General features: G+C 59.0%; 8 protein-coding genes. 2 read left to right on the top strand and 6 right to left on the bottom strand.

The features are described from left to right. Nucleotides 1-107: 107 nt before the first annotated feature. The 6 genes from Q0K10_RS13550 to Q0K10_RS13575 form a co-directional block, all read right to left on the bottom strand. Entirely contained in the window at nucleotides 108-818 is a 711-nt protein-coding gene (locus Q0K10_RS13550) for a prepilin-type N-terminal cleavage/methylation domain-containing protein (protein WP_294507993.1), read from the bottom strand. Between the two features lie 79 nt (nucleotides 819-897). Beyond that, nucleotides 898-3,087, bottom strand: coding sequence for a hypothetical protein (locus Q0K10_RS13555; RefSeq protein WP_294507995.1), 2,190 nt, complete (start codon nucleotides 3,085-3,087; stop codon nucleotides 898-900). Between the two features lie 164 nt (nucleotides 3,088-3,251). Further along, nucleotides 3,252-4,247 carry a LacI family DNA-binding transcriptional regulator gene (locus Q0K10_RS13560; protein ID WP_294507997.1) on the bottom strand — a complete coding sequence of 332 codons (996 nt, stop codon included), beginning with the start codon at nucleotides 4,245-4,247 and terminating at the stop codon, nucleotides 3,252-3,254. A gap of 179 nt (nucleotides 4,248-4,426) precedes the next feature. Beyond that, the gene (locus Q0K10_RS13565) at nucleotides 4,427-7,087 is read right to left on the bottom strand and encodes a valine--tRNA ligase (RefSeq protein ID WP_294508000.1); all 2,661 of its coding nucleotides are present in this window, start codon (nucleotides 7,085-7,087) and stop codon (nucleotides 4,427-4,429) included. Nucleotides 7,088-7,188: 101 nt separating this feature from the next. Beyond that, nucleotides 7,189-8,418, bottom strand: a complete 1,230-nt coding sequence (locus Q0K10_RS13570) for an ABC transporter substrate-binding protein (RefSeq protein WP_294508002.1) — start codon at nucleotides 8,416-8,418, stop codon at nucleotides 7,189-7,191. Then, the gene (locus Q0K10_RS13575) at nucleotides 8,415-9,086 is read right to left on the bottom strand and encodes an ATP-binding cassette domain-containing protein (RefSeq protein ID WP_294508005.1); all 672 of its coding nucleotides are present in this window, start codon (nucleotides 9,084-9,086) and stop codon (nucleotides 8,415-8,417) included. Before Q0K10_RS13575 ends, Q0K10_RS13570 begins: the two co-directional genes overlap by 4 nt. Nucleotides 9,087-9,347: 261 nt before the next feature. Here Q0K10_RS13575 and Q0K10_RS13580 point away from each other — a divergent pair, with 261 nt between their 5' ends. Next, nucleotides 9,348-9,794, top strand: coding sequence for a zinc ribbon domain-containing protein (locus Q0K10_RS13580; protein WP_294508007.1), 447 nt, complete (start codon nucleotides 9,348-9,350; stop codon nucleotides 9,792-9,794). Then, entirely contained in the window at nucleotides 9,775-10,179 is a 405-nt protein-coding gene (locus Q0K10_RS13585) for a hypothetical protein (RefSeq protein ID WP_294508010.1), read from the top strand. Before Q0K10_RS13580 ends, Q0K10_RS13585 begins: the two co-directional genes overlap by 20 nt. Nucleotides 10,180-10,461 lie beyond the last annotated feature (282 nt).

The raw sequence follows: 10,461 nt of genomic DNA on the forward strand, positions 1-10,461 counted from the left end.
CTATTAGAAACTCCCGCCGCCTGCTCTATGCAAACGGCGACGGCACGGAAAAGCCGCCAGGGGAAGGACGGCATTTCCGCGTATCGGAGGGAGCCGGGGAAAGATGACTATTTGCCGGTTATTTCGAGCCAGTCATCCAGAATCTTATATCCCGGTTTGTTGAGCTCCGCGACATGCCCGTCACCGTAAAGGATGTTCATACCACCGGGATGGGCAGCAAAGGGACCGACGTTCAGCACATTCGTGCGCCACAGATAGTATTCGGTGAACCAGGCGGCATCCGGATTCTCCATCCAAAAACGCTTCCAGGAGTCGCCGATGCAGATAATCCTAGACGGGTTCCGACCAAGTTCAGTCTGGTTGAGGATAAACCACTCCCGCGGAGCCGGTCCGTAGGCATTATCGCCCATAAACTCATTGTAACCGTAACTCAGAGCCGTCCGGCTCACCTGCCAGGCATCGTGTCCGGTATCGGCCGGACAACTGAGCACGGTTCTGGTCTTGGCCTCTTCTCCGTAATGGCCGATATATAATTTCAGAAGAAGTTCCCACCACGGCAGTGCCGGATGAATATCGGTCTTCATACTGTTTGGCAGGATAATGCCCGCATGCTCATCGGAGTACAACGCATAATAGGTGCCGATCTGCTTGAGGTTCGCCTTGCATTTGACGCTGTGGGCCGCCGCCCGCGCTTTGTTCAAGGCGGGCATCAGCATGGAAGCGAGAATCACGATGATCGCAATCACTACTAAAAGTTCGATAAGCGTAAATTCGGACACTTTTTGCGCGTGTCCCCTCTTTCCACCATACAGTTTCATAGATCACTCCTTTATGTTGATTGGGGACGCACCCGTTCCCGGTATGAGGGGAGAAACGGATGCGGTCCCTGGATTCCGTTTATTTTTCCACGGGCACAAAAGCCTTCAATTTCTCTTTTTTGAATGCTTCCATCGCGTCATCCAGGGCGACGGCGCCTTTCGTGCCGTACATCGCCCGGATCTCACCGTCGACGTCGATCCCCTTTTCCCGGAGCGCGGTGACCAATGCGTAATCATCGACTCCCAGCTCCCACAGCGCCCAGCGGCGGGAGGGATAGCGCACTGCGTTTTCGTCCAGATAGGTCATGCCGTAATTGACGACGCCTGCCGGCGGCGTGATCGAAGCGTGCCGGAACTGCAGGCCGGTCAGACTCCAGAACGTGAACCCGTCCCACTTGCGCTGCAGGGAATTCAGCGCCATGCGGCGGTAGTTGTCCAGCGGATGCCGCGGCTGCGAATCGCATTCGTAAATCCAGAGCGGCTTCCCGGTGCTCCGCAGGAGTTCGAGGGCCTGATTGCCGTTCTTCGCGTCCTCCTGCAGGAACCACGATCCCAGGCAGAAGTAGTCCAGATAGGGAAGGAACGGACGCAGCTGATCCGCGTTTGCCGGCGGAGGATCGGAAAAAATCCGGATCTGCGGATCCAGCCGCTTGATGTTCTTCGCGGCGTTGAGAAATTTGTCGCCCAGCACTTCGTCGAAACAGTGGACGATCCACTGATCGTAATCGTAGCCGCGGGATTTCATATAGGCGGCGAGCTGCAGATAGTAGTTGTCCAGATCGCCGTTCCACTTGTCGGCGGCGCTGGTAAACCAGTTTTCCAGGAAAAAGATCACCTTGCCGCGGTCGCCGTTGGCATCGACCTGATCCAGAACCTGTTTCAGGTTGCTCTTTTCCCAGTTGACGGCCTCTTTCGCATCGTTCCCGCAATTGACATGGAAGACATTGACGCGGGCCTTGCGCAGGAACTCGTAATCCGCCTGATCCTTCGTCACACCGTAATCCCAGTTGAACACCGCCACCGGCAGCTCTTTCGGGGATTCGATTGCCGCCACAGCCTGACGGACCGGAACCCGAAGTTCCGTCACGGCGGCCGGGTCCAGCGGAGTTAAGACCAGAGTGCCGCGGTAGATGCCCGGCTTCAGGTCGCGGCTGCGCAGATCGATCCAGATTCCTTTCGTCTCGCCGTCCGCCACTTCGAACACACTGTCGAACGGCAAAGGCGGCATCGCATCGAAAAATCCCTCGACCGGAATCATGCGCCGCAATTGCGGGGCCGGAGCGTTCTTCGCCTCCCAGCGGGGACGGAAGTACTGGGTCCGCCCGGAATGGTTGCGCACGAGCAGGATTTTCGCCTCATAACCGTTCACGGGCATCGTGACATCCACTTCCGGCTCCGTTTTCGCGGAGACCGGCGTATCGACGTCGAATTCGACCGACGGATTGATCAGGCGGGCTTCCAGAGCGTATTGCCGGCAGGCGGCGATCACCGCGGCATCCGCCGGGGTAAGACTCTCTTTCCGGTAGTTTTCCTGCGCAGTGACCAGCCGCTTCAGCAGCTCCCCGTCGACCGGCAGCCCGAGGGCGGCGTCGCGTCTGTAGCTGTCGGCCAGGGCGTCGAAACGCCTGCGCTGCGACCGCATCCTGCGCATCTCCACGAAATTCGTGCCCGGCGCCTTCAGTTCCGGCAGCGGCGGCAGTTCATCGGCGCATTCGAGCGTCACTTCGTCGATCAGCATGCAGGCCCCCGTGGCTCCGTAGCCGATTCCGGCGGCAAGGCTCACCATCTCTCCCGGCGCGCGTTCGCCTTCCACCACGATCCGTTCCCAGCCGTTTCCTTCGGTGGTTTTAATCCCCACCTTGCCGGGGCCGGCGGAATAGGAGTGGCCTTTCGCCAGGCCGATCTCGGCTTTTACGGGGAAATCGCTTTTGCACCATGCGGTAAGACGTATCTTCCTGCCGTGAAGCCGCTCCGCCGGAATATCGGCCAGCAGGAACATCCACTGCGCTTCATCAGAGGCTTCCAGATAGAGCGCCCGCCTGCCGAAGGCCGCTTCCTTCGAGGGAACATGAATCCATTTCCCGGGTTTCTGCCCACGGTAGAAGACCGAGATGGGCCACTTCGCCGGATCTCCCTCAAAATCCTCGTGGTAAACGATCTCCGCAGATGCCTGAAGCGCCGTGCACGCCAGCAGCGCCGCGACGGGAGCCGCGCAACGCCGCAGAAAGGCGGACGGATTCAGCGCCGCCATCTTCCGATACTTGCTCATGTTTTGCATATCTCCTTTGTATTAGAACCGCCTCCCACTCCGATCGCCAATGGAAGTACTTTCGGCATGATAAAAACTCCCGGCGGAATCAATCGCCCTCCGCCAGAATACGGTTTCCGCACAGAAATCCCCGGCCGTTCACGCGGCCCGTTCCGCAATCGTGATCAGCGCGGGCAGTCGATGACCGACTCTCGATGAACAAGCTGCGGTAAAATCCTGACCGAACGCAGCGGCGCGGCAGGCTCGTCGATTCTGGCCAGCAACAGCTTCACCAGCTGTTCGGTGATCTCCGAAAAATCCAGATCGAAAGAGTCCAGCGCAGGACACAGAAACGCAGTCATGAACGAGCCGTCCAGCGCGATCACCGACAGGTCGTCCGGCACCCGGATTCCGAGTTTCGCGGCACTGGAGAGCGCCGCGATCGCTTCGGTGTCGCTGTGACAGATCAGCGCATCGGGAATGACTCCGCCGCACTCCCGGTAAAACTTGCCGAACGCATCCAGCGGACGGCGGCTCCAGAACGTCAACTCGAAAATCCACTCCGGTTTCGATTCAAGCCCGCACCGGCCCACATGTTCGCGGAAGAACCGGTTGCGCTCCCCCACGCTCAGAATACCGATCCGGCGGTGGCCGAACCGCTTCAGGTGCTCCAGCGCCCGGATGATCATCTGTTCTTCATCGAGAACGACATAATCGTAGAATTCGTTCCGGTATCCGTACACCACCGCCGGAATTTTCTCCTCCCGGAAAGAGGGCGAGGCGTCCCAGCTGATCACGCCGCTGATATTGCGCTCAAAGAAGGTCTGAAGCGTCTGCGCGTGCAGTTCTTCCGAATCGTCGCCGCCCCAGAAGGAGAACAGGCTCGTAAAGCCGCGCTTTTTGATTTCACGCTGCAATTCCAGCGCCATGTTGCCGTAGATGCCGGTGCCGGACATCGGCATCGCCACGCCGATGGTCGAGGACTTCCGCGCCCGCAGTTCCCGCGCCGCGGTATTCGGCCGGTAGTTCAGCGCCTTGACCGCCTCGGCCACCTTGCGGCGGTTCTCCGGCGTGCTGTTGCGGTAGCCGGAATTGCTGATGATGAATGCGACCAGACTCCGCGAAAGTCCGCAGTAGTCCGCCACATCCTTGAGTGTAACCCGCTTCTGTCGTTCCGGCATCGTAATGTCCTTGCAATACTCTTGTAGATCGTTCTACATTAATTATACTACAGACGGCACGCGATGTCAAGAGCCAAAGCCGAAAAATTGAAAAATAATACGGCGAAGCGAATACGTCCGCCACGAAAAAAAGGAGCCTGCCATTGCGGGCAGGCCCCCTTCAGGGTTCGGCAATACGCTTATTTCAGCGAGTTCAGCAGGTCGAGGGTGCGCGCGAGCTTCTCCTCCATCTCGGCGAGCTTGAGCTTTGCGTCGGCGACCACCTGCGCGGGAGCTTTCGACACGAAACGCTCGTTGGAGAGCTTCGCCTTCGAACCGGCGATCCATCCCTCCAGGTCCTTCTTCTGTTTTTCGAGCTTGACCCGCTCGGCGGCGACGTCGATCAGGTCGGCCAGCGGCAGATAGACCGTGCCGAGTTTGCAGATCTGCGACGGGGCCGCGCCGTGCTTCGCGAAGTCGAATTCATCCAGCGAAAATTCGATCGCTTCGGCGTTCAACAGGCTCTTCAGCGAGGCTTCCTCCCGGCTCAGGAACTCCAGCGCGGCGGCGTCCACCGCCTTGATATGGAATTTCACCTTCCTGCCGTCGGGCAGGTTGTAGGAGGCCTTCAGGAAACGGCCCCCCTTGACCAGTTCGAACTTGCCGTCGATGCGCTCAAGTTCGGCGGGATCGGCCGCGGCGCAGGAGTCGCTTTCGGGATAGGGTTCGTACATGATCGAATCGCCCTCCGCGACGAAGCCCATCTGGTGCGCCAATTCCTCGGTGATGAACGGCATAAACGGGTGCAGCAGCCGCAGGATGCGGAACAGCGCGTAATCCAGCACGGTCAGCGCCCGCTCCTTTTCCGCGCCGCCCGCGCGCATCGGCACCTTTTCGGCTTCGATGAACCAGTCGCAGAAACTGGTCCAGACCAGTTCGTACAGCTCGTGCGCCGCCGAGTGGAAACGGAACTCCGCCAGCGCGGCGTTGATCGATTCGATCGTTGCGTCGAGGCGGGCGAGCATCCAGCGTTCGTCGCCGGAGAGGTTCGCCGCGACATCGGCCGGGAGTTCGCGGAATTCCTTCGACACTTCGCCCTGCATCTGCCGGAAGCGGCAGGCGTTCCAGAGCTTGTTCGCGAAGGTCTTGCCGATTTCGCACTTCTCATTGCTGTAGCGGATATCCATGCCGACCGGAGCGATGTACACGATCGTGAAGCGCAGCGCGTCCGCGCCGTAGGTCGCGATCACATCCAGCGGGTCGGGCGAGTTGCCGAGCGACTTGGAGAGCTTGCGCCCCTGCTCGTCGCGGATGATGCTCGTGAAGTACACGTTGCGGAACGGGATCTCCTTCATGAATTCGCAGCCCGCCATGATCATGCGCGCCACCCAGAAGAAGATGATGTCCGGCCCGGTCACGAGGTCGCAGGTCGGGTAGAAGTATTTCAGTTCCGGCGTCTCCTTCGGCCACCCCATGATCGAGAACGGCCACAGCCAGCTGCTGAACCACGTGTCCAGCACATCCTCCTCCTGCCGCCATTTGCCCGGCGCAGTCGGCGCTTCCAGCCCGACGTAGACTTCGCCGTTCTCGTCGTTGTACCACGCCGGAATGCGGTGGCCCCACCAGATCTGGCGGGAGATGCACCAGTCCTGGATGTTCTCCATCCAGTGGAAATAGGTCTTGCTCCACCGTTCGGGATAGAACTTGATCCTGCCGGACTTGACCGCCTCGATCGCCGGTTTCGCCAGCTCCTTCATATTGCAGAACCACTGGTAGCTGACCAGCGTTTCGATCGGCACGTCGCCGCGCTCGGAGTAACCGACCGCGTGCCTGATCTCCTCGACCTTCTCCAGCAGCCCCTGCTCTTCCATCATCTTCACGCAGAGCTTGCGGGCCTCGAAGCGGTCCAGCCCCTCGAACGCCGCGCCGCAGCGGGCGTTCAGCGAGGCATCCGGATTCATCACGTTGATCACTTCGAGGTTGTGGCGTTTTCCGACCTCGAAGTCGTTCGGATCGTGCGCCGGGGTGATCTTCACGCAGCCGGTTCCCTTCGCCGGATCGGCGTGCTCGTCGCCGATGATCGGGATCTCCCGGTCGGTCAGCGGCAGCTTCACCATCCTGCCGATCAGGTGCTTGTAGCGTTCGTCGGCGGGGTTGACCGCGACGGCAGTGTCGCCGAACATGGTTTCGGGGCGGGTGGTCGCGACCACCAGATAGCCGGAGCCGTCCGCCAGCGGGTAGCGGAAGTGCCAGAAATGGCCCGCCACATCCTTGTAGATCACCTCCTCGTCGGAGAGGGCGCTCTTCGCGACCGGGCACCAGTTGATCATCCGCTGCCCGCGGTAGATGTACCCCTTGTTGTAAAGCTCGACGAAAACCTTCTTCACCGCCTCGGACAATCCCTCATCCATCGTGAAGCGCTCGCGCTCCCAGTCGCAGGAACAGCCGAGGGTGCGGAGCTGGCGGATGATCTTGCCGCCGAATTCGCCCTTCCACTGCCACACGCGGCGGATGAACTCCTCGCGGCCGAGTTCGTCGCGGCCGGTGTTCTCCTCCTTGCGCAGGTACTTCTCCACCCGCGCTTCGGTCGCGATGCCGGCGTGGTCGGTGCCGGGGAACCAGCAGACCTCCTCGCCCTTCATGCGGTGGTAGCGGCACAGAATATCCTGAAGTGTATTGTTCAGCACATGTCCGAGAGTCAGGATGCCGGTGACGTTCGGCGGCGGGATCACGATCGAATAGGGTTTCTTATCCGGATCCGGTTCGCCGTGGAAATTCCCGGCCTTCTCCCATGTCGGGAACCACTTGGCTTCCACCGCCGCCGGTTCGTAGGCGCGCGGCAAAGGTTCGTGACTGCTCATCGCTGTAAACTCCATATCGATATTGATTGAAAAATTCTGAAAAATCTGTATAATATAGCACCGTTCGGAGAAAATTCCGCAATTTCGGCGCAACCGGCGCGTCAATCCGCGGCGATCGCCCGCCAGCGTTTCTCCAGCTCCTCCAGCGAAAGGATCTCCAGCGGCGGGCCGGCCTCGAAGCCGCCGGCGGAGAAACGGAACTCGCCCAACGGCGTTTTCATCACCCCGGTACGCATGGTTTCGGCGATTCGGCGCGGGTCGAGCGAACCGGCCTGCCGGACCGCATCCGCGAAAATATGGACGCCGCGGTATGCGATCAGCGACAGGAAATCGCGCTCATACCCCTCGATCTTCAGGAATTTGCGCAACTCGGCGCGGTTCGCCGCATTCAGCGGAATCGCGGCGGGTACGAAAACCCGGTTGCGGTCGAGCCGGATTTTCAGCAGCCGGTCGAATGTCGTGAATTCGTTGAAGTAGAGCGTCCCCTCCGGCAGCCGCGCGAAAATCCGCCCGGCGAGGTCCGCGTAGTCGGAGGCGTCGCCGGTCTTGCTCAGATAGATGATGTTCTGCACCGGAAAATAGTCCAGATACTGCAGCACCTGATCGCGGATGTAGTTTTTCCTGCTGCTCTGGTCGAAGAGCACCCGGCCGTACACCAGCAGGTCCTTTTCATAGAACGACTGCTCCACGCAACTGCCGTAGCTCATCGGGAAGCGGCTGTCGTCATTCAGGATCAGGAAGTTGTGCCGCCCGCCGCCCTGCGCCCACGCCGCCAGCGCCCGGCTTTCGTCCAGATCGGAGGCGATCGGCATGAACAGCAGCGCGTTGGTGTTCTCGCGGTTGATCCGCTCGCTCTGCGCCAGCGGCGCCACCTCCGGCATCCCGGCGTCCCCGAACAGGGAGTTGAACTGCAGCACCCGTCCTGACGTGACCGGCCCGATCACCGCGAAAACCGACGGATCGGCGGCCAGCTTTTCGGCCTGCTCCTGCGCGACGGCGCTGTAATTTTCATTGTCCACCCAGACCGGATTGACCTTCCGGCCGAGGATTCCGCCCGATGCGTTCACTTCGTCGACCGCCAGTTGAATCGCCTTGTCGAGGATGAACCCCTGCTTCGCATAGTAGTTCCACGGCCCGAAAACCGCGATATTCAGCTCTTTCGGATGCTTTTTCAGATAAAGCGCCCGCAGTTTCGCCGGATCGGACGGCAGGACTTCGCTGAAGGTCGCCGTGAAATTGCGGCGCAGGAAACCGGCGACTTCGCTCCGGAAGCCGACCGCGACCGCCGCCGCCAGCAGCAGCAGGAAAAACCATACGTATTTTTTCTTCATCCCTCGAATTCCTCCCCGGCTTCCGCAAGCTGCCGCCGGGCGAGCCGCGCGAAAACGCCGTCCTTTTCCATCAATTGCCGGTAGGTGCCGCACTCGGCCATGCGCCCTTCGTGCAGCACGTAGATCCGGTCCGCATTCATCACGGTGCTGAGGCGGTGGGCGATCAGCAGCCGCGAAACCCTGAGCCGTTCGATTCCGGCGCTGACCGCGGCCTGGGTCTCGTTGTCCAGAGCGCTGGTCGCCTCGTCGAAGAGCAGTACCGCCGGCTTCTTCGCCAGCGCCCGCGCGATCAGGATGCGCTGGCGCTGGCCGCCGGAGACGGAGCCGCCGCCGGCGGAGAGCATCGTGTGCATCCCCATCGGCATCTCGCGGATGTCCTGTTCGCAGCCCGCCAGGCGGGCCGCCTCCCACGCATCATCCACGGTCAGCTTGCCGGAGTGGCCGATGATATTGCGCAGCACGGTGTCCGGCAGCAGCCGGCTGTCCTGCAGCACCACGCCGATCCGGGAGCGCAGCGCCTGCAGATTCACGTGGCTGACATCCTGCCTGTCATAGGCGATGCTGCCGCTGCCGGGCGTCTCGAAGCCGAGCAGCAGCCGCAGCAAGGTGGATTTGCCCGAACCGGACTCCCCGACCACCGCGACGAACTCCCCGGGCTTCACCTGCATCGAAAGGCCGGAAAGAATCTGCCGCTGGTCCGGCCCGTACCGCCACCGTCATTTCCTCCGCGGCGGCCAGCTCCTTCCACAACGCTCCGGTGGCTTCGACCAGCCCGCAGTATTCTGAGCAACCATACCTACATCGGTAAGGTCAAATACAAAGGATCTATCTGCGAAGGGGAACAAAACGCGATTGTTGAATTGGATGTCTGGAACCGGACAAGAGAAATTCTCGCACTCAACGAACCGGTTCCTCGCCAGACAAAGCGGATGGAAACCATCGCTCCTTTAAAAGGAATCTTACGCTGCGGACACTGCGATTGCGCAATGATGCCAACCTATGCACGAAAGAACGGAAAGCGATATTTTTATTATCTGTGTTCTCGGGACTCCAAGCGGGCAACATCGACTTGCCCGGTGCGCCAGATCCCCGCAGGAGATGTGGAGCGGATCACTCGGGAACAGGTGATGAAAATGCTTCAGACACCGACGATTCTGATAAAACTGGCGCAAGTGTTGAATCTTCCCGCAGAGAAAATCGCAGAACTGTTCAAAGAAACATTCTGGCAGGAGATCTCGCCCGGTGAAATGAACCGCCTTCTCCATCTTCTCCTGGAAAAGGTCGAAGTTCACGAAAGCAAGCTCACTGTAGAATTCAAGAGTTCAGGTATCAAAACTCTTATGGAGGAAATCGCGAATGGAGAAGAAACAGATTGAAGTTCTGGAAAACGGGAATGTCCGGGTGACGATCCCGTTGATTTTCAAAATCGCCGGTGGCAGAACGAGAATTTTTACCCCCGACAGTGAACATGTAGAATATACTCCAATTCAGCTGGCTCTTGCCCGGGCTTTCCGCTGGCAGAAAATGATTGATGAAGGAAAATTTTCCAACATCAAAGATCTGGCTGCAACCGTCGGAGTTGATTCAGGGCTGATTTTCCGGACGATTCGCCTGACACTCCTTTCCCCTAAGATCATCCATAAACTCCTCTCCGGCAAACTTGACCTTTCCTGGGATAGTTGCCGTCGGAGTTTTCCCGACTCTTGGGCGGAACAGGAAAAGATGTTTCTCAATAAATCCCGAAATCATCGTCCCTCATAATCTCAACCATGAAATCGTTCAGAAAAGAGATTGAATTCCACGGAAGACAACTCCTTCTTCAGATGGTCTTCCTGTAAAAAACGGAGCAAGTTCTTTCTTTGCAAAGATCTTGCTCCGTTTTGTTTTTTGAGTAAAGGTCGTTTGTTCTGAAAAGCGAATTTCGCAAAAACCGAAAAATTCTCTGAGTCCAAAAGACGTTGTTATGAGAGGTAATTTCAAAAGTTTTTAATTCGGCGGGATGAAAAAAGAGGCAGAAGGTTCATCTTAACTCTGGGACTATCA

The sequence above is a fragment of the uncultured Victivallis sp. genome (genome assembly GCF_944391105.1).
Taxonomy (GTDB): Bacteria; Verrucomicrobiota; Lentisphaeria; order Victivallales; family Victivallaceae; genus Victivallis.